This is a genomic window from Limnohabitans parvus II-B4, from assembly GCF_003063455.1.
Lineage (GTDB): Bacteria > Pseudomonadota > Gammaproteobacteria > Burkholderiales > Burkholderiaceae_C > Limnohabitans_A > Limnohabitans_A parvus.
This window is the reverse complement of sequence record NZ_NESN01000001.1, coordinates 320,445-345,795: the sequence shown is the minus strand read 5'-3', so window position 1 is coordinate 345,795 and position 25,351 is coordinate 320,445. Positions and strand designations below refer to the sequence as shown.

The following is a 25,351-nucleotide window of genomic DNA, read 5'->3' as shown; positions in this document are numbered from 1 at the left end:
CCATCACACGCGAGAAAAACCATGCGCCTTTTATTCACACGCCCACCCGGTCTGCATGGCCGTGGCAGAGCAGGGGGATTCACCTTGTTGGAGGCTTTGGTGGTGCTGGCTTTGCTGGGTATTCTGGTCGCCATGGCGGCGCCCGCCATGACGGACTTGCGTGCACGGCACCAGTTGCAGGCTCAGGCGGAAGGGCTTTTGGACAGTTTGGTTCTTGCCCGTTCAGAGGCCTTGCGCCGCCAGCAACGGGTGAGCTTGTGCGCACGGGCGACCGATGCGTCGTGCGATGCCCATGGCCAGTGGCATCAAGGTTGGCTGGTGTTTGTGGATACCAACAACAATGCCCTGCGCGATGAAGGAGAGGTGGTGATCGATGTGCATGCCCCTTTGCCCACAGTCCTGCAATTGGGTGTCACCAACACGGTGAAGGCTTATTTTTCTTATGGTGCCGAGGGGCGCAGCATGAGTACCAATGGGGCCTTTATGGCCGGAACATGGCGCTTTTGCCGGGCTTCGTCATCGGTGGGTTGGCAGGTGGTTAGCAACGCCTTGGGCATGCCACGGATAGAAAAATACACCCCACAGGATTGCCCGTAAGCACTTGCCATAGCGTCAGTTGCGGACTTCGTCCACCAGCATTTTGAATTCGTCGATGTCTTCAAAATTGCGGTATACGCTGGCAAAGCGCACATAGGCCACTTTGTCGAGCTTTTTCAGCTCGCGCATGACCAGCTCGCCAATGCGGTGAGACGCCACCTCACGGCTGGGCAAGGCCAACAATTTTTCTTCAATGCGCTCGATGGCACTGTCCACCTGTTCGGTGCTCACCGGGCGCTTGCGCAGGGCCAGGTTCAGGCTGGCGCGCAGTTTGTCTCGCTGGTATTCGATGCGGCGGCCGTCTTTCTTGACGATGGCCGGAAAGTTGACTTCCGGCTTTTCGTAAGTCGTGAAGCGTTTTTCACAGGCCCCACATTGACGACGACGACGGATGAAATCCCCGTCTTCGGCCAGCCGAGTCTCCACCACTTGGGTTTCGAGGTGACCGCAAAACGGGCATTTCATCGCTCAGTCCTTACTTGTAGACCGGAAAGCGTGCAGTCAGGGCGTTGACTTTGGCGCGTACGGCGGCGATGTTGGCTTCGTCTTTCGGGTTGTCCAACACGTCGGCGATCAGGTTGGCGGTGATGCGGGCTTCCTCGTCTTTGAAACCACGGGTGGTCATGGCGGGGGTGCCGATGCGCACGCCGCTGGTCACGAACGGCTTTTCAGGGTCGTTCGGAATCGCGTTCTTGTTGATCGTCATGTGGGCTGCGCCCAATGCGGCTTCGGCTTCCTTGCCGGTGATGCCTTTGGCACGCAGGTCGACCAGCATGACGTGGCTTTGGGTGCCGCCGCTGACGATGCGCAGGCCGCGCTGGGTCAGGGTTTCGGCCACGATCTGGGCGTTCTTGATCACCTGGGCTTGGTAGGCCTTGAACTCAGGCGCCAGCGCTTCTTTGAAGGCCACGGCCTTGGCCGCGATCACATGCATCAGTGGGCCGCCTTGCAGGCCAGGGAAGATGGCGCTGTTGATGGCTTTCTCGTGCTCGGCCTTCATCAAGATGATGCCGCCGCGAGGGCCGCGCAGGCTCTTGTGGGTGGTTGAGGTCACCACATCGGCGTGAGGCACAGGGTTGGGGTAGACGCCTGCGGCAATCAAACCCGCGTAGTGGGCCATGTCGACCATGAAGATCGCTCCGACTTCTTTGGCGACTTTGGCAAAGCGCGCCCAGTCGATGTGCAGGGAATAGGCCGAGGCACCAGCCACGATCAGCTTGGGCTTGTGCTCGCGTGCCTTGGCTTCCATGGCGTCGTAGTCGATGGCTTCGTTTTTATCGAGGCCGTAAGACACGACGTTGAACCACTTGCCCGACATGTTCAGCGGCATGCCGTGCGTCAGGTGCCCGCCTTCGGCCAGGCTCATGCCCATGATGGTGTCGCCGGGTTTCAGGAAGGCGAGGAACACGGCTTCGTTGGCCGAAGCGCCGCAGTGTGGCTGGACGTTGGCACAGTCGGCACCAAAGATCTGCTTGATGCGGTCAATGGCCAGCTGTTCGGCGATGTCCACAAATTCGCAGCCACCGTAGTAGCGCTTGCCCGGGTAGCCTTCGGCGTATTTGTTGGTCAGCTGTGAGCCTTGCGCGGCCATGACGGCGGGCGAAGCGTAGTTTTCGCTGGCGATCAGCTCGATGTGGTGCTCTTGGCGAGCGTTCTCGGCCTGGATGGCGGCAAAAATTTCGGGGTCGGCTTGTTCAATCAGAATGTTGCGGTCGTACATGGCAGTCCTTCAAAAGAGATGGAACCTTGGCTCAAACAGAGGTGTTGTTGACAAGGGCTGCCCAGGCGAACGGCTGAAAAACCCTGGTCGGGGCCTTGAGAGCCTGTTCCGGGCTGTGCGCTTCCCAGTGGTTTGGGGTGGGTCCTTGATTGAAGGGCCACCGCGGTCCACGTCAGAGTGGGCTGCCCCCGATTTTGAATTCAGGGCAGCGCTCCTATCGCCAGTCGCGCACGTGAATAGTGTATCCCAGCCTTACAAGCGCTTGACCGGGGGTTTTACAGTGGGTTCAGTCGGCTTTTGGCCGACACCGCTGCGGTGTTTTGTCGCTCCGTGAGTTTTTCAAGCAATTTCTGCTCGGCCAATACCCTCTCGACATACAAGTTCTCGGTGCTTTGCCCTGAAGACAAGCCGTAAAGGCGCAAGGCTTCTTCCAGGGTGGTGGTCTGTTGAATCAGCGCCTGTAAATGCCGCACGCCGACCCGCACATTGGTCAAAGGGTCGAAAGCCGACAATTGCCCACCAAAGCGACTCAGCTCATCCACGTGTGCTTTGCGTTCAATTTGCATCAAACCCACATTGCCTTGGCTTCCCGATGCAAACGGGTTAAAGCGGGATTCGACCGCCATGATCGCCAAGATCAAACTGGGCGGCAGTTGACTGCGCTCACCAATTGCCCAGGCTTCTGACACAACGGCACCCAAGGGTTCGCTGGACACGCGGTACTTTCGGCTGAGCCAATGGGTCACCAACAGTTGGTCGGCTGTCAGGTTTTTCAGGCTCTTGGCGGTCGAGCGGTTGGCCGCATTGTCGGGTTCGGTGGTGTCTGAAACTTCGACTTGCCTGATCTCGAGCCAACCCAGCAGCACGCCGCTGGCAGACGCCTGCAGGTCGGGGCGAGACACAAAAGTCAGTCCCACCATCACGACCACTAAACCAATCAAGGCCAGGCTGTGCCGGGTGATTTCTACAAAACCTTCGCGCACGTCCGCAGCCCAAGTCTGCAGACACAGAGCCAGGTGGGACATGTTCAATTGCGCTGTCATAGCACTTCCTCTCATGCAAACGCCAGTGATTTGCATCACTTGGGCGCTTGAGGGTGGGGGGGACGCATTCTGCAAAACAGCCATCGGCTGGTGCAGTTGAAGCCGGGGTCGGCAGCGGTATCGGGTTATCCCTAGGATGGGATGTGGACGAATTCTAGGAATATTTAATATCAAGTCAAGGCTATTAAATGACAAAAACATGCAAAAAGGAAATAAAAGGGGCTTCGTGTGACAGAAATGACAAGAGATTGCCCCCGATTCGTACATGAGGGCCGGGTCTGCCCAATTCCCGGCGAAAATACGGGGTTGTCGACAGCCGACCTTGAAAATCTTTGCAAGGATGCCCGGCCCCGACGCTGATGCCGTATTTGGCATGGACTGTGTTTTAAAAGTTTTTACCGTGACTTCATCTTCTAAGCCTCTTGACCTCGCCGCTCTTGACCAGTTGACTGGGGGGGCTTTTCAAGCCGTCACCTCGGGTGAGCGCAGCGCCCGTTTGCGTGAATGGTTCCTGTCCGAGCCTGCTGCCGACGTGTTGGCCGAGGTGTACCGGGAGATGTCCACACGCGACAAAGGCGCAGCCAAGCTCCTGAAAGAAAAGCTCGACGAGCTCAAACGCGTGCACGGCCAGGAAGCACTGGCCAGCGACTGGGCCCAAAAAGCCGAACAAATGTTGCAGGCCCCGCGTCTGAACATCGGCGATGCCATGGCTTGGCAGCGCGATGCTGCCAAAGCCGGTGCGCCTTTGTCGCGCGAGCCTTTGGCCAGTCTGAAGGTCCGGTTGGCCGAGGTGGTCAAGGGCGTCGAGGATTTGCAGCACCAGGTGATGGTGCAGCGTGAAGCTGCCGTGTTGCTGGCGCAGCGCATTGAAGTGCTGTCGACCAAACCCATCGCCGAAGCGCAAGCTGCTTTAGCAGGCCTGCAAACCGATGTGGCCCAGTGGCAATCTCAGGCGCAGCAATTGACCACCAACGCCGTGTGGCCGAGTGTGGACATGAAGTTTCCGAGCCAGCTGGACGCGGCCCTCAACCAGCTGCAGGCGGTTTGGGATGGTTTTTCGGCGGCGTTGACGCTGTCGCAACAAGCCCAGGCCGATGCGACCGCTGCCTTGCCATCGGTGCCAGTCTGGGCCGATGAGATTCGCCGTTTGCGTGGCGAAGTGGTCGCCGAAGTGCCCAGCCCGGCCTCTGGTGCAGGGGCCTCGGAGGCCGCCAAAGAACCCAAGCCAGCCAAACCCAAGATGGACGCCGCACAGCGTCAGGCGCTGCGCGAGCAGGCCAACAAGGCCGTGACCGAAGCGCTCGAGGCGCTTGAAAAACAAATCACCGAACCACCGGTGCCCGCCGATGCTGCGGTCGTTTTGCGCGCCGCGCTCAAGACCCACGGCAAAAACCTGGACACGGCTCTCGACGAGCGCGTGCACAAGGCCCTGACCGCCACGGGCGATGCCGAAGGCTGGCAGCGCTGGTTGGCTGATCAGGTTCGCCAAGAGCTGGTGACTCAGGCCGAATCCTTGCTCGATGCCGAAAAAGCCCCCACCATGGGTGGCCGCAAGATGCAAGACAAGCTGCGCCAATTGCGCGAGAGCTGGAAGCAAACCGACCAAGGTGGATTGCCTAACCACGCGTTGTGGAAGCGCTTTGATGCCGCTTGCAACGAAGCCTATAAAGCCGTTTTGGCCTGGCTTGAGCAGATGAAAAAAGACTCTGCCGAGCACCGTGCGCAGCGCGTGGCTTTGCTGGAAGAAGTCAAAGCCTGGACGACTGCCCATGCCGAGAGCGATGACTGGCGCGCCCAACTGCGTGCTTTGCACCAGTTTGCCGACCGCTGGCGCAATGCCGGTCACCTGAGTGAAAAAGCGTTTGGTGAAATGCAGTCGCAGTGGAAAGCCGTGCTCAAAGCCGCTGCCGCCCGACTGGAAGCGGCCCAAAAAGCCAGCGTTGAGCGCCGTCAGGCCTTGATCAACGAAGCCCGTGAATTGGGCGCCGCCCCCGCGCTGCGCGTGGACGCGGTCAAAGCCCTGCAGCAACGCTGGCAGGTCGAAGCCCAGTCGGTGCCGCTGGACCGCAAAACCGAACAAAAACTGTGGGAAGTGTTCCGTGCACCGCTGGACGAAGCCTTCCAGCGCAAAGGCACTGAGCGCCACGCCTCTGCGGCCCCCTTGACCGCCCGCGACCGCGCCGTGATCGATGCGTCGAAAGCCCTGGACGAAGCCAACGCCGCAGGTGATGCCGGCAAGATTCGCGCTGCCATGGCGGCACTGGATGCCGCTTTGCGTGGTCAAGCCCAAGAAGCCCAGGCTGCGCAAGTGGCCCCTGCGTCTGCAGTTGCAGCCGCTCCTGAAGCCCCTGCCGAAGAAGCAGCCCCCGTGGCAGAAACGGCTGCCGCAGCAGATGCACCCGTCGATGCACCCATCGATGCAACTGAAGCGGCAGCTGAAAGCACCGATACAGCTGAGGCTGAAGCCCCTGCTGCCCCCGTGGCCCCGCCCAAACCGGCCAAGCCTGTCGTGGCGGTGCGAGGCGATGACCGTCCTGGTCAAAAGAAAAGCGAAGCCTCCGCAGGTCGTGATGGCCGCGACGGTCGCCGCGATGGCCGACCGGGCGACCGGGGTGCGCGTCCTGGCGCAGACCGTGGGCCAGGTCGCCCAGGCGAGCGCGGTGGGGACCGTTTTGGTGACCGAGGTGGTCGTGGCGAAGGCCGTGATTTCCGCGAAGACCGGGGTCCGCGCTTGGGCGATGCCGCTTTCCGTGCCCAACGTGAAGCCATGGAGCGTGCCGAAATGTCGCTGCGCAAACTGGCCGCACAAGCCCATGGCGAAACGCTGACCCGCTTGATGGGTGCCTGGCAAGAACGCCAAGCCGATGCACTGCCCAGCGCACAAGAGCTGGGCCGGGCCATCAACGCGGCCACGCGTCAGGCCTGGGTGCAAGCCGTCAGCGCCGAGGCCAAAACCACGGCTGCGACCGCTTTGTTGCGCCTGGAGATGGCCGCCGAAGTGCCCACACCCGCCGACAGCTTGAGCGAGCGCCGCATGCTGCAATTGCAATTGCTGACCCAGCGCAACGAACCCGGCCCCCGCGAAACCTGGGGTCAAGACGTGGCGCAGGTGCTGTCTGGTCCACACGAAGAGGCCACGGCGCGCCGCTTGCAAAACGTCTTGAAGAACCTGCTGCGCGGCTGATTGGCCCGTCGCATGCAAAACGGCCGCTTTCGAGCGGCCGTTTTTTTTATCTGTGCGGGTCTGGAAAAGAATGCCGCGTTAAAGCCAATCGATTCGCTGTGAGGCGCCATTGCGCTGCAGCCTGAACACCTGCGCCCGCACAGGGGCGTGGTCCAGCGACCAGTCGCTCAGCACATGCCGCTGTGCCGGGCCCAAAGCATGGTCTGCGGGCCGGTGGGTGTGGCCGTGAATCAGCCGATCCGCTTGGGCCTGTGCCAGCCAGAACAAGCTCATGTCGGGGTCGGCATCGGCAAACGTCATGCCTTCGTGCTTTTGCGATTCACTCAAGGTGCGCAAGCTGCGGGCAAATTCCTGGCGTTCGGCCAAAGGTTTGGCCAAAAATGCTTGCTGCCATTCAGGGTTACGGGCTTGCAGTCTGAATGCCTGGTAGGGCTTGTCGTCCAAGCACAGGGCGTCGCCGTGGCTGAGCAAGATGCGCTGTGCGCCCAGTTCGAGCAAAGTGGGGTCGGTCAGGGGGGGCACGCCACAGCCGCCCAGGTAATCCGGGCCTACCAAAAAATCGCGGTTGCCGGGCATGAAGGCGACATGGGCGCGCTGCGCGGTTTGGCGCAACACCTCGGCACAGTTTTGCAGGAACGGGTCGAGCGCGGCGGCATCGTCGCCCACCCAGACTTCAAACAGGTCACCCAAAATCAGCACCGCATCGGCGGGGGTGTGGGCCATGTAGTCACGCCAGGCTTCAAAAGTCGCGGTCTCGGACACCTGCAAATGCAGGTCCGAGATCAGGTCCACGGTGTGCCATGCCGCAGGCGCCGTCAGCAAGCCGATGCTTGGCCGGGTGGTGCGCGGGTCAGCGGACATGGCCAAGCCGGTCAGATGGCGACGGCTTTTTCGATCACGACGTCCTCTTTGGGGACGTCACCGTGGCCGCCACGGTTACCGGTTTTAACGCCCTTGATCTGGTCCACCACTTCGGTGCCCTTGACCACTTTGCCGAACACGGCATAGCCCCAGCCTTGCATGGACGGCGCGGTGTGGTTCAAAAAGCCGTTGTTGGCCACGTTGATGAAAAACTGGGCCGTGGCCGAGTGGGGTGCCGAGGTGCGGGCCATGGCCACGGTGTACTCGTCGTTTTTCAGGCCGTTGTTGGCTTCGTTCTCGATGGTGGCATCGGTGGGCTTTTGGCTCATGCCGGGCTCAAAGCCGCCGCCTTGGACCATGAAGCCGGGAATCACACGGTGGAAAATCGTGTTGTTGTAGTGGCCCTTGTTCACATAGGCCAGGAAATTTTCGGTCGACTTGGGGGCTTTTTCAGCGTCCAGTTCGAGGGTGATGACGCCGTAGCCGGTGATGTGCAGTTCGACTTGTGGGTTGCTCATGGTGTTACTTCAACAAAGTGATGGATTGGATAACGACCGGCGTCCGTGGAACATCGGTCGGGAAGGGGCCGCCTGCGCCTGTGGGCGTGTTGCGGATTTTTTGGACCACGTCCATGCCGGACGTGACTTTGCCAAAAACGGTGTAGCCGAACAGCTGGGGTGCGTTCAGCAGTTGGGCGCGTGCCACTTTTTCGTAAACACGGCCTTGGTATTCAAATTTCGCAACGGGATCACCATCCGGAATGGGCGTGGGGTCCAAAAACGCGTTGTCCACCACGTTGATGAAGAACTGCGCTGTGGCCGATTGCGGGTCGTTGGTTCGGGCCATGGCCAAGGTGCCGGTGGTGTTTTTCAGGCCTGTGGCCAGAGATTGGCGGCCTTCGTGCTGCACGGGCGCACGGGTTTTCTTCTCTTTGTATTGGGCATCGAAGCCCCCGCCTTGCACCATGAAGCCCGCAATCACGCGGTGAAAGATGGTGCCGTCGTAGTGTTTGTCGTTCACGTATTGCAAGAAATTGGCCACAGTTTTGGGGGCCTTGTCAGCGTACAACTCGGCTTCGATGTCACCCATGGTGGTGCTGATGCGCACTTTGCTCACACCGTTGGTTTGGGCCTGGCTGGCTGTGGGCAGGCCCATGGCCAAGGGCAGGACGATCGACAAAGCGAAAGAGGTCAAAAAACGAAAACGGTTCATGGTGTCCTTTCAACAGGCGCTGGGCGCTTTAAGGCGCCGAAGACTTCAAGAGCTGCTCAGCCGCCTGGCGTTTGCTGGCCGCACGGGGCTGCGATGGCAGGGCTTTGCTGGCGTTTTGGTAGGCCTCAATGGCCAGCGCGATGTAAACGTCGCCCAGGTTTTCCAGTGCGGTGGCGTAATCCGGGCGGGCACGCACGGCCGCTTGCAAGGCGTCCAGGGCTTCGGCGTACCGGTTTTGGCGGGCCAGCAAGGCGGCCAGGTTGTTGTGGGGTTCGGGTAATTCCGGGAATGACCGGGTCAAGGCCTGCAAGGTTTCCATGGCGGCTGCGGTCTGCCCTTGTCCGTCCTGAATGCGGCTGAGCAGCAAACGCATCTGCGGGTCGGTGGGTTTCGTTTTCAGGTGTTCTTCGGCCTGGGTCTGGGCTTTGGCCCATTGCTGGGTGTTGACCAGGCGGTTCACATCGCTGTAGGTGTCCGCTTTGGCGACCACACTGAAAGCCAGCAAAAGACAAGACAGGACGAGTGTGAAGAGTGAGTGCATGCGCGCCAAAAGTATCAAATCTGGGCTGCCAAGAACTGGGAGCGGGGCCCCTGACGGGGATATACTGGACGGTCATTGTAGCGGAGGCCATGTGGCCGCAACGCTGCCTGCGAGACCTGCTGCCCACGTGTACGGCAGTCGCTTTTAAGCTGAATCTCCCGCTTTCCTCTTGCCTGTCCAGAACCCGAGCTGGGCTTTGCCTTGTAGGTTTTTTGTGTTCCGAAATTTCTTTGATTTGACATGAGTCTGCGCATTTTCAACACGTTGAGCCGTGCTGTTTCCGACTTTTCGCCTGCCGAGCCCGGGCATGTGCGCATGTACGTGTGCGGTATGACGGTGTATGACCTGTGTCATTTGGGCCATGCCCGTTCCATGATTGCTTTTGACGTCGTGCAGCGCTGGCTCAAGGCCAGTGGTTACCAAGTGACTTATGTCCGCAACGTCACCGACATCGACGACAAGATCATCAAGCGCGCGCTCGAAAACGGCGAAACCATCCGCAGCCTGACCGACCGCATGATCGACGCGCTGCACCAGGATGCCGATGCCTTGGGCATCGAGCGCCCCCAGCACGAACCCCGCGCAACCGACTATGTGCCCCAAATGCTGAGCATGATCGGCACGTTGGAGCAAAAAGGCCTGGCTTACCGCGCTGGCAACGGCGATGTGAACTATTCCGTGCGCAAGTTTGCCGGTTACGGCAAGTTGTCGGGCAAGTCGCTCGATGAGCTGAATGCTGGCGAGCGCGTGGCGGTGGAAGCCGACAAGAACGACCCGCTGGACTTTGTGCTCTGGAAGAGCGCCAAGTCCACCGAACCGGAAGACGTCAAATGGGCCAGCCCATTTGGTGCAGGCCGCCCCGGCTGGCACATCGAGTGCTCGGCCATGGCCTGCGAGCTGCTGGGCCAGACCTTCGACATCCACGGCGGTGGGGCTGACTTGCAGTTTCCGCACCACGAAAACGAAATCGCCCAAAGCGAAGGCGCTAACGGCCAGCCTCTGGCGCGCTTTTGGATGCACAACGGCTTCATCAATGTGGACAACGAGAAGATGTCCAAGAGCCTGGGCAACTTTTTCACCATCCGCGATGTGCTCAAAGAGTTCGACGCCGAAACGGTGCGCTTTTTCATCGTGCGCAGCCACTACCGCAGCTCGCTCAATTACAGCGATGTGCACCTGAACGACGCCAAAGGCGCGCTCAAACGCCTGTACACCGCGCTGCAAACCGTGCCGCCAGCAGATGTAAAAATCGATTGGACCGCCCCCTTGGCAGCCCGCTTCAAAGCGGCCATGGACGAAGACTTTGGCACGCCCGAAGCGGTGGCTGTGTTGTTTGAGCTGGCCAGCGAAGTCAACCGCAGCGGCTCGGCCGAGCGTTCGGGCTTGCTGAAAAGTTTGGGCGGCTTGCTGGGTTTGCTGCAAACCGACCCAACGGTGTACCTGCAAGCGGGTGCCGGGCTCGACGAAGCGGCCATTCAGGCGCAAATTCAAGCCCGCGCAGAGGCTAAAAAGGCCAAAAACTTTGCCGAGGCCGATCGCATTCGCAACGACTTGTTGGCCCAAGGCATTGTGCTCAAAGACGCCGCCACCGGCACAACGTGGGAGGCTGCGCAGTGACCGTGGCCGTGATTCCCGCTGTGACGCCCGTCACGCCCGCTTATTGGGCAGAGGCTTGCGCGCACTTGGCCAAAAAAGACCGGGTCATGAAAAAGCTCATCCCCCAGTTTGGCGATGCCATTCTGGAAACCCGGGGCGATGCGTTCGTGACCTTGGCGCGTTCCATCGTGGGCCAGCAAATTTCGGTCAAAGCGGCCCAATCGGTCTGGGACCGTTTTTCGGTCTTGACCAAGCGCCTCACGCCTGCTGGCGTGCTCAAGCTCAAGGTGGACGACATGCGGGCGGCCGGTTTGTCGGCCCGCAAGGTCGAATATTTGGTGGACTTGGCCATGCATTTCAGCTCGGGCACGGTGCACGTCAAGGCCTGGCAAGAGATGGACGATGAAGCCATCATTGACGAGTTGGTGGCCATTCGGGGCATCGGCCGCTGGACGGCCGAGATGTTTCTCATCTTTCACCTCATGCGGCCCAATGTGCTGCCGCTGGACGATGTGGGCCTGATCAACGGCATCAGCCGCAACTATTTTTCGGGCGAACCGGTCAGCCGCAGCGACGCTCGCGAGGTGGCCCAGGCCTGGAGTCCTTATTCGACCGTGGCAACTTGGTATATTTGGCGCTCGCTGGACCCCGTGCCCGTGGCGTATTGAGGGCTGGACGAGGCGTCCACCCGAACATGAACAGAGGAGTAAAACTTGGCCAAAAAAACATTTCTCGACTTTGAGCAACCTGTTGCCGAACTCGAAGCCAAGATCGAAGAATTGCGCTACGTGCAATCCGAGTCGGCGGTGGACATCACCCTCGAAATCGAACAGCTGAGCAAGAAAAGCCAGCAACTGACCAAAGACATTTACAGCGACCTGACCCCCTGGCAGGTCACCAAAATCTCGCGTCACCCTGAGCGTCCTTACACGCTGGACTACATCAACGGCATCTTTACCGACTTTGTCGAGATGCACGGTGACCGCCACTTTGCCGACGATTTGTCCATCGTGGGCGGCTTGGCCCGCTTCAATGGGCAGGCCTGCATGGTGCTGGGCCAGCAAAAAGGGCGTGACACCAAAGAGCGCACCTTGCGCAACTTCGGCATGAGCAAGCCCGAGGGCTACCGCAAAGCGCTGCGTCTCATGAAGACCGCCGAAAAGTTCAAGCTGCCCGTGTTCACTTTTGTGGATACGCCTGGCGCTTACCCCGGCATCGACGCCGAAGAGCGCGGCCAGTCCGAAGCCATTGGCCGCAACATCTTCGAGATGGCCCAGCTGGAAGTGCCGATCATCACCACCATCATTGGCGAGGGCGGCTCCGGTGGCGCGCTGGCCATTTCGGTGGCCGACCAGGTGTTGATGCTCCAGTACTCGGTGTATTCGGTCATCAGCCCCGAAGGCTGTGCGTCCATTTTGTGGAAAACCAGTGACAAAGCCGAAGTGGCGGCCGAGGCCCTGGGCATCACCGCGCACCGCCTGAAGGCACTGAACCTGATCGACAAGATCGTCAACGAACCCGTGGGCGGTGCCCATCGGGACCCGGAGCAAATGGTGTCCTTCCTCAAGCGCGCCTTGGGCGATGCCTGGCGCCAAGTGGCCGACCTCAAGCCCAAAGAGTTGCTGGAGCGCCGCTACGAGCGCCTGAACAGCTACGGCCGCTTCACCGACACCAAAGCGGGCAAGTAAACGCTGGGCCGAGCCTTCGGGCTTCACACATGGCGCAATCCCTCGAACAGGCCCTGGCTGATTTCAGCCCGGGCCTTCCTTTTGCAGTGGCCTTGAGCGGCGGAGCCGACTCGACCGCTTTGTTGCTGGCCTGCGCCCGCCGTTGGCCAGGGCAGGTGAGGGCGGTGCACATCCACCACGGCTTGCAAGCGGCCGCCGATGATTTTGAAGCGCATGGCCGTGCGCTGTGTTTGCAACTGGGTGTGCCACTGGCCGTGCGCCGCGTGCAGGCGGGCCATGCGCCGGGCCAAAGCCCTGAAGACGCTGCTCGCAAAGCCCGTTACCAGGCGCTGGCCGAAGCGGTGCACACCGAATGGCCCGAGGTGCAAGACGTGGCGCTGGCCCAGCACGCCGACGACCAAGTGGAGACGTTGCTCATCGCCTTGTCGCGTGGTGCAGGTCTGCCCGGTTTGGCCAGCATGCCCTCCCAATGGCAGCGGCAGGGCCTGAACTGGCACCGCCCATGGCTGGCGGTGCCGGGTGCAGCCTTGCGTGAGTGGCTGCAAAGTCAGGGCCAAAGCTGGGTTGAAGACCCGACCAACACCGATGAAAAGTTCACCCGCAACCGCATTCGCGCTCGTGTACTGCCCGCCTTGGCTGAGGCGCTGCCCGCTTTTCGCGAGACCTTTGCCCGCAGCGCTGCCCATGCCGCGCAAGCGCAAGAGGTCCTGAATGAGGTCGCCGCTGAAGACCTGTTGCGCATCGGCGTGCCGCCGAGCATTGCCGCCTTGCAGTCGCTCAGTCGCGCTCGCCAGGCTTTGGTGCTGCGGCATTGGTTGCGGCTGCACCACGCCACCACGCCCAGCACCGCCCAGCTCCATGAACTGCTCGACCAAGTGGCCGCTTGCACCACCCGAGGTCATCGCTTGCACTTGAAGGTGGGCCAGGGCTTTGTCCGGCGGGACGGGGCCTGTTTGTCACACTCGACTTGATCGTGGGCCATACCTTCGTCGGTCATGGATACCCGCATGCGCGGGTATGACAAGGGCGGTTTGTCGCTTCGTCTCGATCGGACACCCGTGCCTTTGGCTGGGATGGATACCCGCATGCGCAGGTATGACAGGTCGTTTTGTCACCCCCTAACGGCTGTATTTGTTGCCTTTGACCCCCGAATTTGTCACCCCCTGACGCCCGAATTTGTCACCCCCTGACGCCCGAATTTGTCACCCCCGACCCCTGAATTTGTCACCCCCGACTCGATCGGGGGTCCATGACTTCTGCAGTGACGGGTACGCGTCTGCGCAGGTGTGACCAGCTTGGCTTGTCGGGTCATGAAGGCGTCAGCCCGGTTGGTACAATTGAAGGGCTTTGCCGGGGCCAAACCCCCTTTTAACGTTGGCAGTGCGGGCTTCACTTGCTTTTTTGAAACCAGCGCCTGCTTTCTCCTTCTTTTCAGAACTACACATGGCTTTGATCGTTCACAAATACGGCGGCACCTCGATGGGCTCGACCGAGCGCATTCGCAATGTCGCCAAGCGCGTGGCCAAATGGGCGCGCGCTGGCCACCAGATCGTGGTGGTCCCCAGCGCCATGAGCGGCGAGACCAACCGCTTGCTTGGCTTGGCCAAAGAGCTGGCCCCCGCCAAACCCGGCGATGCCTACAGCCGCGAACTCGACATGCTGGCCTCCACAGGCGAGCAAGCATCGTCGGCCTTGCTGGCCATTGCCCTGCAATCCGAAGGCCAGCCTTCGGTCAGTTATGCTGGTTGGCAAGTGGCCATCAAGACCAACAGCGCTTTCACCAAGGCCCGCATCGAGTCGATCGATGACGCCCGCGTTATGGGCGATTTGAATGCTGGCAAAGTGGTCATCATCACGGGCTTTCAGGGTGTGGACGACAACGGCAACATCACCACGCTCGGCCGTGGCGGCTCTGACACCTCGGCCGTGGCCGTGGCAGCAGCCCTCAAAGCCGACGAATGCCTGATCTACACCGACGTGGACGGCGTTTACACCACCGACCCCCGTGTGGTGCCCGAAGCACGTCGCCTGCAGACCGTGAGTTTCGAAGAGATGCTTGAAATGGCATCGATGGGCTCCAAGGTTTTGCAAATCCGCTCGGTCGAATTCGCGGGCAAATACAAAGTGCCCATGCGTGTGCTGTCGAGCTTCACGCCCTGGGACATCGACATCAACGAAGAAGCCGCATCCGGCACCCTGATCACTTTTGAGGAAGACGAACAAATGGAACAAGCCGTCGTTTCCGGCATCGCATTCAACCGCGACGAAGCCAAAATCTCTGTGTTGGGCGTGCCCGACAAGCCCGGTATCGCCTACCAAATCTTGGGCGCTGTGGCCGATGCCAACATCGAAGTCGATGTGATCATCCAGAACCTGAGCAAAGACGGCAAGACCGACTTCAGTTTCACCGTGCACCGCAACGATTACGCCAAGACCATTGATTTGCTCAAGGAAAAAGTCTTGCCTGCACTGGGCGCGGCCGAAGTGGCGGGCGACGCCAAGATCTGCAAAGTGTCCATCGTCGGTATCGGCATGCGCAGCCATGTGGGCGTGGCCAGCAAGATGTTCCGCAGCTTGAGCGAAGAGGGCATCAACATCCAGATGATTTCCACCTCTGAAATCAAGACCTCGGTCGTGATCGATGAAAAATACATGGAATTGGCGGTGCGTGCACTGCACAAAGCCTTCGATCTGGATCAAGCCTAAGTTATAATTTGACCCACTGGAAACGTGACCGAGTGGCCGAAGGTGCTCCCCTGCTAAGGGAGTATGGGGTGTAGAGCCTCATCGAGGGTTCGAATCCCTCCGTTTCCGCCAAGACCAAGCCCCGCAAGTTTTTGACTTGCGGGGCTTTTTCTTGCCCGTTTCATCCATCTTCTTTTTCTGTGCATCCCCGCTGCGTGGACAGTTGCAATGGCTTGCTGGAAACGTCCTTTCAAAATCCAAACAGCACCAATCGATATTTTGTATTTGTTGATTTGTTGCCAGTTAATTTGATTTTGATTTTTTGGATTCAACTTGCCTTCGTGATGGTTTCATTTCTTTAAAACTACTTAAGAAAACATAATCGACTTATAAGAACTTTTAAGACATTAAAGAGGTATTAGGTAAGAAAATTGAGGCAATAAGTTTAAAAATTGCCAGAAATGAAAATCACCCTGAGCCACCCGCAAATTGCGCACCGTCTTATCCATGCATCACGATGGACAGTTTGGGCGGCCGCAGCACTCTTTGTGCAGGGTGTACAGGCGCAAGGCACCGATGCGGGCAAGAAACCCTTGCGGTTTTCTGATCTAACCCAGACCGACGTGCTGGCTTTGCCTGCATTTGAAATTGGCGACACAGATGCGGCGGCATTGCCTCCACCAGACAGCGCCACCGATTTGCCCGAATTCACTCAGCAGGCCCTCGACATCAGCCCGCAGTTGCAGCAAGTCAGGGCGCAACTCGCCACCGCCCAGTCGGGCCGAAAAATTGCCCGGGCTGACTTGTTGCCCAGTTTGTCTTTGCGCTATGCCACCGGGCCGGAACAGTCGCAAACGATCAACGAGGCCTTGAGCAAACACACCTACAAACAATATGCCGTTCGCCTGACGCAGCCGATTTTCAACGCCACCTTGTTGAATGAGTTCTCGGGCAGCCGCCAGGCCGAAGCGTCGGCGCATTTCCGTTTGCAATCGGCGTATGACAACGTGGTCATGTCGGTGGTTCGCTCTACGGTCGATGTGGCCACGGCTCGCCTGGTGCTGGATTTTTCCAACATCCAGCTGGCGCAGTTGCAAAACATCATGACTTACCTGGAAACCCGGGTCACGGTGGGTGCCGCCAGCCCGGCAGACCTGGAGCGTGCACGCACACGCGTGCTCAATGCCCGGCAAGTGCGCATCGAGCAACAAGCCAGCTACCGCAATGCCGCGCTTGAGCTGGCGCGCCTGACCAGTCTGACACCGCAAGCCATCCGCCTGCCCGATGTGGCGCGGTTTCCTGCCATCCCGTCCAGCGCAGCGCAATTGCAAACCTTGGCCTTGGAACAAAACCCGGAAATCCGCGCCCTGAAAAGCGATGTCGAATTCCAGCAATCCCGCATCAAAGCCGAGATGTCGAAATACCTGCCCGTGGTGGGGTTCAGTCTGGAGCGTGACATCAGCAAAAACGTGCAAGGTACCAACGGCCCGCACACCGACACGCGTGCCTTGTTGGTCGTCAACTGGGCCACATCCTTGGGGGGCAAGGAGTACTTTCAGGCAGAGCAAGCCCGATCCGAAATGCTCGTTCGTGAGGCGAAAGTGACCGACGAAAGCCAGCGCCTGACTCAAGCCATCGAGGGTGACCACGCTTTGCTTCAGTCGGCCGTGCTGCGCATGCAAACGGCCCAGCAAGAGCAAGCCTCGGCCAGCAGCGTGGTGGAGGCCGTGGCAGAGCAGTTGCGCATTGGTCGTCTGGGCTCCTTGTTGGACGCGCTGGACGCCAGCGAGCGTTATTTTTCGGCTCGCCAGCGACTCGCGCAATCCATTGGGCAAAACATCAAGGCCCATGCACAAATTTTGCAGCGCATTGGCCAGTTGAGCGCCATCCAGCCCTGATCACACCGACCCCATTACCCCATCAAAGCACCTATGGCAGCAACATCCGATTCCGGCGAAGCCTCTGACATCTTTTGGCCTGGCTATGTCGACGCCGTCACCAATTTGGCGATCAACCTGCTGTTCGTCATCGCCGTCATGAGCATCGTGGTGCTGGGCGCCACATTGCAGCTGGCACAAATGACCAAGAAAAAAGCCATCGAAGAAGCCCAGTCGCACCAAACGGCCACTTCGGCATCGCACACGCAAGAAAAACAAAAAGGCGAACAACAAAAAGATGCCAACGCACAAAGCAAGGACGAGACCGTCAGCCGGATGCAGCAAACCATCAACGATGTCCAAGCCAAGCTTGAAATCACCCAGAAAAAGCTCGATGAAACGCAGCGCAAATTGACGCAGGTGCAAGACGTTCGCACAGACGTTGTTCAAGCCAAAGACAACAAACCCACAGACCCGAAGCAGGCCAACAGCGTGCAAAGCCTGACGCAGTCAGCGCTGGTGGTGGTGTTCAGCCCGGATGTGGTGACCTTGTCAGCCGCAGAAGTCAGCGAGCTGATGAGCAAGTTGAAGAAAGTCAGTGCGCTCCAGGTGGGGCGTTGGCAAATCACGGTCATCTCACCCAAGGGCTTTTCTGAAGCGGCCCGTTTGTCCTTTTACCGTGCCAACGCCGTTCGCAATGCCTTGCTCGAAAACGGTGCCAGCAGTGCAGCGATCGATTTGAAGATCCATGAAAGTACGCAAGCCGGTGCGGACAACAGCAAAGTGTTGTTGCGGTGGGCACCATGAACTGGCGAAACACGACCACTGATCAGCGGCTGATGCTGGCCCTGGCGGTCTTGGTGTTCAGCGCCATGCTGTGGGCCATGTTGGCGCCTGTGGACCAGATCGTCCGTGCTGAAGGCCGCATCATTGCGGCAGGCCGAGCCCAGATCGTGCAACACCTCGAAGGCGGCATCGTGCAGCAAATTCTGGTGCGTGAAGGGCAGGTGGTGTCGGCCGGTGATGTCTTGATGCGTCTGTCTGACGTGCAAGCCAACACCTCTGTTCAGCAAGGCCGCTCACGCCAACATGCGTTGTTGGCGCAGCAAGCCCGCTTGACGGCAGAGGCGCAAGGCCAAGCTGAGCCCAAGTTTTCGGCCGACATTCCAGAAGATATTCAGCGCGAAGCGCTCAACGCCTTCAAAGAGCGCCTGGCACGTGTGCGTTCCGAGCGTGCCGTGATCGGCCAGCAGCACACCCAACGGCAAGCTGAACTGAGCGAAGCCCGCAGCCGCATTGTCAGCACACACGTCGAGCTGGACTTGGCCCGCAAGCAGTCCAGCATGATGGACGTGCTGGCCAAAAAAGGGGCAGCCTCGCAAATGGAGTTGCTCGACTCGCAAAGTCGAACCCAACGCCTGACCACCACCCTGAACGACATCCAGGCCTCTTTACCGCGCTTGCAGGCCGCCGTGTCGGAGTTGGCTGCACGTCTTGACGAAGCCCAGGCCCGCTTTCGTGCAGAGGCCCGAACCGAACTCATGCAGGTCAGCGCGGAGTTGTCCAAACTCAGCTTGGCCGTGGACGGTGACACCGACCGCCTGGACCGCACCGAAGTGCGCGCACCCACCAGCGGCTACATCAACCGCCTGAATTTCAACACCATGGGCGGCGTCATCAAACCCGGTGAAGTGCTGCTGGAGATCACCCCCAACCAAGGCCCCGTGGCAGTGGAAGCCCGTGTGCGCCCCAACGACCGCGCCTCATTGCGCCCCGGCTTGACCACCCGCGTCATGATCGGCGCCTACGACTACGCCGTCTATGGCGCACTCAATGGCCGACTGGTCGAAGTCAGCGCCGACACCTTGCCAGACGAATCGGGCCAGCGCTATTACCGCGTCCTGATTCAGACCGACACCCCCTCTCAGCGCATGGCCTCTTTGGCCATCTTGCCCGGTATGACCGCACGCGCCGATGTGGTGCTGGGCCAACGCAGCGTCATGACTTATTTGCTGTCGCCTCTACTGCGCTTTAAGCAACAGGCGTTCACAGAACCTACTTGATTCACCGTGTTTTGAAGTTACCGAGGACAAAAAATGAAACGACTCCAACTCTATTACTGGTACATCGGCGTCCCTGTTGCGCTGGTCTTTTTGGGCGCACTGGTCTTCTGGGACGCCATCATCAGCACGGTCGAGGGCAACCCGCATCCTCAAATCAACTACATCATCTTCTTGCTGGTCGCGGTGGGCTGTTACCAGATGCTGGCGCATGTGCGCCGCATCAACAAGGAGGGCAGCCTGTTTCGCCAATACCGGCTCATGGTTGACAACGGTGCCACCGAAGAACAGCTGCAGCTGGTCATCTTGGAAATGAGCAAAAAACACGATGTTGTGTCCTTGATTGAACTCATTCAGGGTCTGCGTGGCAAAGCACTGACTTCGGTCCAGCACGCGGCCATCGAGTCTGAGATGGAACGCTTCAGCGCCCGCCAGGCACGCAGCCTGATGATGTCGCAATTCATGGGCGGCATGATGGTTGGCATGGGATTGCTGGGCACCTTCATTGGTTTGCTCGGCGCGCTGGCCGAGATTGGCAAACTGATCGGTTCGTTCAACCTCGGGGCCGGCATGATCGATCCCGTGGCCGCCATCAGCGAGCTGGTGGCCCGCTTGACTGCCCCCATGCAAGCCATGGGTGTGGCCTTCAGTGCATCTTTGTTTGGCGTACTGGGTTCGCTCATCATGGGTGTTCTGTCGGTGGGCGTGCGCAGTGCTTCAAGCGATCTGGTGTCTTTTGTCCACTCCGACACATCCCTCATGCTGGACATCGCCCAGGAAACCGAAGGCGGCGTGCTCGACTTGAACCCCGTGGCCCAGGCCTTGGGTGAGTTGGCCGAACACTCGCCTTTGTTGCGTGGCTTGGCCTTGGCACTTGACCACTCTGAACGCCGCGTGCGCGAAATGATGATGGGCATGGGCACACTCATGGCCCGACTGGAAACCAACAGCCACGGCACAAGCAGTTTGATCCAGCAAATGGGCCAGCACGCCGACCAGCAAGACCGCCTGCTGTCGCTGGTGGCCCATATGCAAAGCAGCCAAAACCAACTGACCGAGCGCCAAGCCCAAATGGCCGATGCCCATGTGCAAATGGCCAAACACCTGGAGCAGCACACCGACACCATGGCACGCGCTCTGGGTGTTCAAAATCAGCAGCATGCAGAACACGCGCAAGCCCAGCAAAACCTCTGGAGCCAGCAAGCAGAGTTGCAAAAAGACATCCTTCAGCAACAAAACAAAACATTCGAAAAACTGTTGCAAGCCCAGCACGACCAGTCCAGCGCACAAATGCGGGCGCAAAACACCCTCTGGCAAACCTATTTGGAACAACAGCAAAACATGCTGCGCAACAAAGAAGAAACATTGGCCAGCCAAGCCAACCTGGAACGCCAAAACCGCAACAACCAATGGGGCCAATGGGTTCAGGTGCAAGAAGCCGGGCTGCAAAAAATGGTGGACCACCTGTCTGGCACCCAACGCGTGCTGGCCGAATACACCAGCCACGCCGACCGCTGGAGCGAGCAGTTGCAGCTGGAGCAACAGCGCCAAGGTCAGGTGCATGCCGACGTGACCACGCTTTTGCAGAAAAACAGCCAAAACCAGCACAACGAACGTGAGTCCAGCCAAGCCATGCTTTCGCGCATGGACGCCATGTTGCAAGAAGCCCAATTTCGCAACGAACAAATCGTGGCGTTTCTGAGCAGCTTGACAGCCCAGGCTGCGCAAAAAACCGTTTGATCTTTTCACAGCTGAACCACTGAACCCGCTTGCCCATGCCCAACACCACGTTGCCTTCTTCTGCTGCATCCGCCACTGCCCAGTCCACCCCCGGGGCAGAAACCCGCTTGATCAACGCAACGTCGGTGGATGGGGCCGCGCCTCAATTCAAAATTCCGGTCAATGCACAAGTCATTCAATCGGTTGAATCGGTGGACCTGGATCTGGTGTTGACCACCACCAGCGGCGAAAAAATCATCCTTCAGCAAGGCGCTTTGCAAGCAGCCACACAACCCGAAAGCAAGATTGTCTTTTTGGGGGGCGACAGCATCACCGCTGCCGACCAGGTTAAAAAGCTCGGTATTTTGAAGCCCGTGGAAGGCGGTAGCTTTCGCCTGAAGTCTGGCGACGCCAGCCCCGCCGTGGCCGAAAAAATCACGGGCGATGCATTTGGTCTGGGCAAAGAACTGCAAGACACCATGAGCCAGCTGACCGAGACCAGCAAACAGCTCGAAAAAGTGCTGCAAACCCTGAGCACAGCCAGCTTGACCAACGCCACAGACGAATCCCGCAACACGAGTTCAGGGCCCAGCACCGGCACAGGCGTTCAAAAAATCACGCCACAAAGCGAAAACAAATTTGCGTCGCCATCGCCGGGAACGCCGCCGCAGCCGGAGGTGGTCGAAAACACCAATACGACCGATGTCAAAGTCAACAGCACCTCGCGCACTTTCACTGGCAACTCGGAATCATCCTTCAGTGGCGTCACTGTGACTGCCGTTGGCACCACCACATTCAGTCCTGCGCGTTCATTGAGCCAAGTCGACTTCACGCAAATTGACGTGAACAAACGGATTGAAGTTCAGCTCAACGGCCAAACCACATTGAGCGTTGAGCCCGATGGAAACGCTTTCGCAACGCTCACGCTGCCCGGTGTATTGAATGCCAAAAGCATGGTGCTGACGACGAGCGCCAGCTTGCCAGAAGGGTTCACCATCAACGGACAAACGTTTGTGGATGGAAAGATCACAATCGCCAACCTGAGCAGCCTGACCGACCTCAAGCTTTCGGTGAGCTGGAAGGTGGGCGCGGTATCTGCCAATGATTTCTCGGTGGCTGTGAAGTTCTACGACGGTACGACCCCGTTGGACTACGGCAATGCACCCTTGAATTTTTACCATGCCAATACCTTGCCAAGCGAGACATTGGATGGCAACAGCAATGCCAAAATCTTTTTGTCCAATGCGGGGTATTCATTCAACATCACGGGCACCAGCAGTGCGGACACCATGGTGGGCGGTTCTGGCAACGAAACGCTGGATGGCGGAGCGGGTAACGATGAACTGAAAGGTGGCGCTGGCAACGACACTTATGTGGTCGACAACGCGAACGATGTCGTGTTCGAGAACGCATCGGCAGGTACAGACACAGTCCAAAGCTCTGTGAACTACACACTGGGGGCCAATGTCGAAAACCTCACCCTGACAGGCGAAGCCACATCGGGCACTGGTAATGATCTGGCCAACACCATTGTTGGCAACGACAACGGCAACAGCTTGAATGGCGCAGCGGGCAACGACACATTGACCGGGGGCATAGGCAATGACATTTTGGACGGTGGCGCGGGCGCTGACAGTATGGCGGGCGGTGGGGGCAATGACACCTACGTGGTCGACAACACGGCTGATGTCGTTACTGAAGCGCTTGGCGCTGGCATCGACACTGTCGAAGCATCGGTCAGCTACATCCTGACGGACAACGTCGAAAACCTCACGCTCACCGGCATTGATGCCATCAATGGCACTGGCAACAAGCTGAACAACACCATCACCGGAAATAGTGGCAATAACCAGCTGTTTGGCGGGGGCGGAAATGACACACTTTTAGGTGGTGCAGGTGCTGACGCACTGGACGGCGGCGAGGGTAATGACACCGCTTCATATGCAGATTCAAAAGTCGGGGTGACCGTGTCTCTGGTCGCTGGCGCAAGCAACACTGGGGGGCATGCCCAAGGCGATGTGCTGTCCCAAATTGAAAACATCATCGGCAGCTCTGATAACGACAAACTGACGGGGAATGCCGATGTGAACAAGCTCGAAGGCGGCAATGGCAACGACAGCCTTAATGGTGGAGGGGACGCGGACATTTTGGTCGGTGGCGTTGGTGATGACAGCTACTCGATTAACAACACGGGGGTAACGATCACAGAACTCCTCAACGAAGGCACCGACACCGTCACCAGCAGCATTGATTACACGCTGGGTGCCAACGTGGAAAACCTGACCTTGATCGGTGTCGCAAACAAAGGGGCAGGAAACGATTTAAATAACGTCATCACAGGCAATGGCAACAACAATATTCTCGCTGGTGGTGTTGGTGACGACATCTTGGTAATTAATGCCTCTGGGTTGACTACAGGCACATTCGATGGAGGTGCGGGCGCAGACATTCTCAAAATTTTGGCTTCTGCAGGTGCAACCATTGATTTGCGCGGAATCGATAACACCAAATTCATCAGCATTGAAACACTGGATCTTTCAGCTCAAAAGGACAACATTCTCAAGCTCGACTTGAATACCATCAAATCTTTGGTGGACATCACAACGGGTACACCCACTCTGAGCGTGAATCTGGGCACCGGCGGCACCATTGATTTTGTGACCGATACGGGCCAGCAGATATTCAACAACACAACTGCCAAGACGATGACTGTTTTCGGAGGTGCAGCAACCGCTTTGGAGCAGTTGGCTGTCATCAGCTATGTTTAAAAATTCCCCCATCCCCCCCGACCTCTCCAGCCTCAAGTCCTGGCTGGGCTTTGTGTTGCGTGGCCGCTTGGGTTGGCTCACTTTGTCCAGTTTCTTCATCAACCTGGGCGTTTTCGTGCCTTCGTTGTTTGGCATGCTGGTTTACGACAAGGTGGTGCACAACGGTGTGTTCGAGACGCTTTGGGCTTTGGCCATTGGCGTCGTTTTGTACCTGGCCATAGAGCTGTGTTTGCGCACCTTGCGTGTGCGCGACATCGAGCGCGTGGCCATGGCGGTGGACCAGTTGATCGATCAGCGCCTGTTTGCCGCTTTGCTGCAGCCTTCGGCCCGCAGCGGGGCGCAGCCGGGCATGGCGGCGCGGTTTCTCACGCTCTACCGTGACCTCGCTTCGGCGCGAGACTTTTTCTCGTCGCAATACCTGCTGGCCATGGCCGATGTGCCGTTTTTGGTGCTGGTGTTGCTGGTCATTGGTGTTATCGCCTGGCCGCTGCTGATGGTGGTGCTGGTTTGGGTGGGTTTGTATGTGCTGGTGGGCCAGTGGCTCAAAGACCGCACGCTCGCGCAAACCCGCGATGTCAACACCGAGCAGGCCACCAAACTGGCCCTGCTGACGGACACCCTGTCGTCGCTGGACACTCTGCGCACCAGCCATGCCGGTAGCCGCATGCAGCAGCGCTTTGGCGCAACGTCGTTGCAACTCGCCCGCGCATCTCGCAAGCTGCGTTTGTCGGTGGTGCTACAAACGCACTGGCAAATGACGGTGTCTTTGCTCAGCTACATCAGCTTGTTGGTGGTGGGTGCTTATTTGATCTTTGGGCAGCACATCACCGTGGGGGCGCTCATTGCCGTGTCCATGCTCAGTGGGCGCACGCTGGCCACGGTGGGCCAGGTCTTGCTGGCTCTGGGCCGCTGGACCGAGCTGCGCCAGTCCATGACCCAGCTTGCCCCTTATTTGCAAGCCGAAGCGGGGCAGGGCGATGCACTGCCCGCAGCCAGTGCGGCCAGCGCCTCCCAAACCACCTCAGCCCCCAGCGGCAGTGCCGTCATCGAAACTTTGCGCCGCCCCGCAGGCACGGTGCGCGGCCACATTGCCACGCACCAGCTGGTTCACCGCTACGCCAACGGCCAAACCGCGTTGCGCGAACTCAACCTGACCATTCAGCCCGGTGAGCGTGTGGGCTTGCTGGGCCGCCCGGGCTCGGGCAAGTCCACTTTGCTGCGCATTTTGGCCGGGGCCATTCAGCCCATGCAAGGCGAGGTGCGGGTCGACCACGCCAAGCTGCACAGCATCGCCGCGCACGACCGCGTGACCTGGCTGGCCTTCAAGCCGCAAGAAGCGCCGCTGATGGCGGGCACGCTCGAATCCAACATCTTGCTCAACCTGCCCGACGACGCCACGCCCCAAGAGCGCATGGACGCACTGGCCCACGCCGTCTACATGTCGGCACTGGACGTTGATTTGGTCTCGGGTGCGCTGCGGCTGGACTTGCCCATTGAGGAATATGGAGCCAACCTGTCGGGTGGGCAGCGCCAAAAAGTGGCCCTGGCCCGCACACTGGCCACCCGCCCGCGCCTGCTGCTGCTGGACGAGCCCACCACCGGGCTGGACACCGAGACTGAAAAAACAATTGTCGAGCGCCTGGCCGCTCTGACCGATGTGACCCTCATCATGGTCACCCACAGCGCAGCAGCGCTGGCCATCACCGAGCGGCTGGTCGTTTTGGACCACGGCCAGCTGCTGGCCGACGGCCCCACGGCCAAGCTGCTGGTGTCCTGATTAAAATCAGTTATTGCTTTTGA

20 protein-coding genes and 1 tRNA gene are annotated in these 25,351 nt (G+C 59.1%); 14 read left to right on the top strand and 7 right to left on the bottom strand.

The genetic code is table 11. From position 1 onward, the window contains the following. The first annotated feature begins 21 nt into the window (after positions 1 to 21). Positions 22 to 597 (top strand): GspH/FimT family pseudopilin, encoded by a 576-nt coding sequence (locus tag B9Z37_RS01550; protein ID WP_108311290.1) that lies wholly within the window; start codon positions 22 to 24, stop codon positions 595 to 597. A 15-nt stretch (positions 598 to 612) separates the two neighbouring features. Here B9Z37_RS01550 and nrdR read toward each other — a convergent pair whose 3' ends face one another. From nrdR to B9Z37_RS01535, 3 genes are all read right to left on the bottom strand, one after another. Continuing rightward, positions 613 to 1,062 (bottom strand): transcriptional regulator NrdR, encoded by a 450-nt coding sequence (gene nrdR / locus B9Z37_RS01545; protein WP_108311289.1) that lies wholly within the window; start codon positions 1,060 to 1,062, stop codon positions 613 to 615. Between the two features lie 10 nt (positions 1,063 to 1,072). Then, the gene (glyA, locus tag B9Z37_RS01540; RefSeq protein ID WP_108311288.1) at positions 1,073 to 2,317 is read right to left on the bottom strand and encodes a serine hydroxymethyltransferase; all 1,245 of its coding nucleotides are present in this window, start codon (positions 2,315 to 2,317) and stop codon (positions 1,073 to 1,075) included. A 275-nt stretch (positions 2,318 to 2,592) separates the two neighbouring features. Next, the gene (locus tag B9Z37_RS01535) at positions 2,593 to 3,342 is read right to left on the bottom strand and encodes a transglycosylase SLT domain-containing protein (RefSeq protein ID WP_167394292.1); all 750 of its coding nucleotides are present in this window, start codon (positions 3,340 to 3,342) and stop codon (positions 2,593 to 2,595) included. 391 nt (positions 3,343 to 3,733) lie between these two features. Between B9Z37_RS01535 and B9Z37_RS01530 the strand changes: the two genes are divergently transcribed. Further along, positions 3,734 to 6,544 carry a DUF349 domain-containing protein gene (locus B9Z37_RS01530; RefSeq protein WP_108311848.1) on the top strand — a complete coding sequence of 937 codons (2,811 nt, stop codon included), beginning with the start codon at positions 3,734 to 3,736 and terminating at the stop codon, positions 6,542 to 6,544. Positions 6,545 to 6,622: 78 nt separating this feature from the next. Here the strand turns inward: B9Z37_RS01530 and B9Z37_RS01525 are convergent, their stop codons facing one another. The 4 genes from B9Z37_RS01525 to B9Z37_RS01510 are packed head-to-tail and all read right to left on the bottom strand — an operon-like array spanning position 6,623 to position 9,158. Continuing rightward, the gene (locus tag B9Z37_RS01525; protein ID WP_108311286.1) at positions 6,623 to 7,405 is read right to left on the bottom strand and encodes a UDP-2,3-diacylglucosamine diphosphatase; all 783 of its coding nucleotides are present in this window, start codon (positions 7,403 to 7,405) and stop codon (positions 6,623 to 6,625) included. An 11-nt stretch (positions 7,406 to 7,416) separates the two neighbouring features. Continuing rightward, complete coding sequence (locus tag B9Z37_RS01520) at positions 7,417 to 7,923, bottom strand: peptidylprolyl isomerase (protein ID WP_108311285.1); 507 nt, start codon at positions 7,921 to 7,923, stop codon at positions 7,417 to 7,419. Between the two features lie 4 nt (positions 7,924 to 7,927). Beyond that, positions 7,928 to 8,617: a peptidylprolyl isomerase gene (locus tag B9Z37_RS01515; protein WP_108311284.1), complete on the bottom strand. Its 690-nt coding sequence runs from the start codon at positions 8,615 to 8,617 to the stop codon at positions 7,928 to 7,930. Positions 8,618 to 8,645: 28 nt separating this feature from the next. Then, on the bottom strand, positions 8,646 to 9,158 hold the full coding sequence (locus tag B9Z37_RS01510) for a tetratricopeptide repeat protein (protein WP_108311283.1): 513 nt from the start codon (positions 9,156 to 9,158) through the stop codon (positions 8,646 to 8,648). A 240-nt stretch (positions 9,159 to 9,398) separates the two neighbouring features. On the opposite strand from B9Z37_RS01510, the gene cysS reads away from it, so the two are divergent. The 12 genes from cysS to B9Z37_RS01450 all read left to right on the top strand — a co-directional run bounded on the left by cysS (position 9,399) and on the right by B9Z37_RS01450 (position 25,328). Next, positions 9,399 to 10,775 carry a cysteine--tRNA ligase gene (gene cysS / locus B9Z37_RS01505; protein ID WP_108311282.1) on the top strand — a complete coding sequence of 459 codons (1,377 nt, stop codon included), beginning with the start codon at positions 9,399 to 9,401 and terminating at the stop codon, positions 10,773 to 10,775. Further along, entirely contained in the window at positions 10,772 to 11,422 is a 651-nt protein-coding gene (locus B9Z37_RS01500; RefSeq protein WP_108311847.1) for a DNA-3-methyladenine glycosylase family protein, read from the top strand. Before cysS ends, B9Z37_RS01500 begins: the two co-directional genes overlap by 4 nt. 45 nt (positions 11,423 to 11,467) lie before the next feature. Further along, complete coding sequence (locus tag B9Z37_RS01495; protein ID WP_108311281.1) at positions 11,468 to 12,442, top strand: acetyl-CoA carboxylase carboxyltransferase subunit alpha; 975 nt, start codon at positions 11,468 to 11,470, stop codon at positions 12,440 to 12,442. Positions 12,443 to 12,471: 29 nt separating this feature from the next. Next, the gene (gene tilS / locus B9Z37_RS01490; RefSeq protein WP_108311280.1) at positions 12,472 to 13,413 is read left to right on the top strand and encodes a tRNA lysidine(34) synthetase TilS; all 942 of its coding nucleotides are present in this window, start codon (positions 12,472 to 12,474) and stop codon (positions 13,411 to 13,413) included. A gap of 472 nt (positions 13,414 to 13,885) precedes the next feature. Beyond that, entirely contained in the window at positions 13,886 to 15,148 is a 1,263-nt protein-coding gene (locus tag B9Z37_RS01485) for an aspartate kinase (protein WP_108311279.1), read from the top strand. Between the two features lie 18 nt (positions 15,149 to 15,166). After that, positions 15,167 to 15,259, top strand: a tRNA-Ser gene (locus B9Z37_RS01480). A 329-nt stretch (positions 15,260 to 15,588) separates the two neighbouring features. Then, entirely contained in the window at positions 15,589 to 17,025 is a 1,437-nt protein-coding gene (locus B9Z37_RS01475) for a TolC family protein (RefSeq protein ID WP_108311278.1), read from the top strand. 33 nt (positions 17,026 to 17,058) lie between these two features. Next, complete coding sequence (locus tag B9Z37_RS01470; RefSeq protein ID WP_108311277.1) at positions 17,059 to 17,811, top strand: hypothetical protein; 753 nt, start codon at positions 17,059 to 17,061, stop codon at positions 17,809 to 17,811. Further along, a complete protein-coding gene (locus tag B9Z37_RS01465; protein ID WP_108311276.1) occupies positions 17,808 to 19,067 on the top strand; it encodes an HlyD family type I secretion periplasmic adaptor subunit in 1,260 nt (419 codons plus the stop codon). The genes B9Z37_RS01470 and B9Z37_RS01465 overlap by 4 nt, the downstream gene beginning before the upstream one ends. Positions 19,068 to 19,100: 33 nt before the next feature. Next, a complete protein-coding gene (locus tag B9Z37_RS01460; RefSeq protein ID WP_108311275.1) occupies positions 19,101 to 20,804 on the top strand; it encodes a DUF4670 domain-containing protein in 1,704 nt (567 codons plus the stop codon). 35 nt (positions 20,805 to 20,839) lie between these two features. Then, a complete protein-coding gene (locus tag B9Z37_RS01455) occupies positions 20,840 to 23,551 on the top strand; it encodes a beta strand repeat-containing protein (RefSeq protein ID WP_108311274.1) in 2,712 nt (903 codons plus the stop codon). Further along, positions 23,544 to 25,328, top strand: a complete 1,785-nt coding sequence (locus tag B9Z37_RS01450; protein WP_108311273.1) for a peptidase domain-containing ABC transporter — start codon at positions 23,544 to 23,546, stop codon at positions 25,326 to 25,328. Before B9Z37_RS01455 ends, B9Z37_RS01450 begins: the two co-directional genes overlap by 8 nt. Positions 25,329 to 25,351: the final 23 nt, after the last annotated feature.

Excerpts from the sequence above, each read along its gene's own strand:
- B9Z37_RS01550 (WP_108311290.1), top strand. The coding sequence starts at position 22 with ATGCGCCTTTTATTCACACGCCCACCCGGTCTGCATGGCCGTGGCAGA.
- nrdR (WP_108311289.1), bottom strand. The coding sequence starts at position 1,062 with ATGAAATGCCCGTTTTGCGGTCACCTCGAAACCCAAGTGGTGGAGACT.
- glyA (WP_108311288.1), bottom strand. The coding sequence starts at position 2,317 with ATGTACGACCGCAACATTCTGATTGAACAAGCCGACCCCGAAATTTTT.
- B9Z37_RS01535 (WP_167394292.1), bottom strand. The coding sequence starts at position 3,342 with ATGTCCCACCTGGCTCTGTGTCTGCAGACTTGGGCTGCGGACGTGCGC.
- B9Z37_RS01530 (WP_108311848.1), top strand. The coding sequence starts at position 3,734 with ATGGACTGTGTTTTAAAAGTTTTTACCGTGACTTCATCTTCTAAGCCT.
- B9Z37_RS01525 (WP_108311286.1), bottom strand. The coding sequence starts at position 7,405 with ATGTCCGCTGACCCGCGCACCACCCGGCCAAGCATCGGCTTGCTGACG.
- B9Z37_RS01520 (WP_108311285.1), bottom strand. The coding sequence starts at position 7,923 with ATGAGCAACCCACAAGTCGAACTGCACATCACCGGCTACGGCGTCATC.
- B9Z37_RS01515 (WP_108311284.1), bottom strand. The coding sequence starts at position 8,617 with ATGAACCGTTTTCGTTTTTTGACCTCTTTCGCTTTGTCGATCGTCCTG.
- B9Z37_RS01510 (WP_108311283.1), bottom strand. The coding sequence starts at position 9,158 with ATGCACTCACTCTTCACACTCGTCCTGTCTTGTCTTTTGCTGGCTTTC.
- cysS (WP_108311282.1), top strand. The coding sequence starts at position 9,399 with ATGAGTCTGCGCATTTTCAACACGTTGAGCCGTGCTGTTTCCGACTTT.
- tilS (WP_108311280.1), top strand. The coding sequence starts at position 12,472 with ATGGCGCAATCCCTCGAACAGGCCCTGGCTGATTTCAGCCCGGGCCTT.
- B9Z37_RS01485 (WP_108311279.1), top strand. The coding sequence starts at position 13,886 with ATGGCTTTGATCGTTCACAAATACGGCGGCACCTCGATGGGCTCGACC.
- B9Z37_RS01475 (WP_108311278.1), top strand. The coding sequence starts at position 15,589 with ATGAAAATCACCCTGAGCCACCCGCAAATTGCGCACCGTCTTATCCAT.
- B9Z37_RS01470 (WP_108311277.1), top strand. The coding sequence starts at position 17,059 with ATGGCAGCAACATCCGATTCCGGCGAAGCCTCTGACATCTTTTGGCCT.
- B9Z37_RS01465 (WP_108311276.1), top strand. The coding sequence starts at position 17,808 with ATGAACTGGCGAAACACGACCACTGATCAGCGGCTGATGCTGGCCCTG.
- B9Z37_RS01460 (WP_108311275.1), top strand. The coding sequence starts at position 19,101 with ATGAAACGACTCCAACTCTATTACTGGTACATCGGCGTCCCTGTTGCG.
- B9Z37_RS01455 (WP_108311274.1), top strand. The coding sequence starts at position 20,840 with ATGCCCAACACCACGTTGCCTTCTTCTGCTGCATCCGCCACTGCCCAG.
- B9Z37_RS01450 (WP_108311273.1), top strand. The coding sequence starts at position 23,544 with ATGTTTAAAAATTCCCCCATCCCCCCCGACCTCTCCAGCCTCAAGTCC.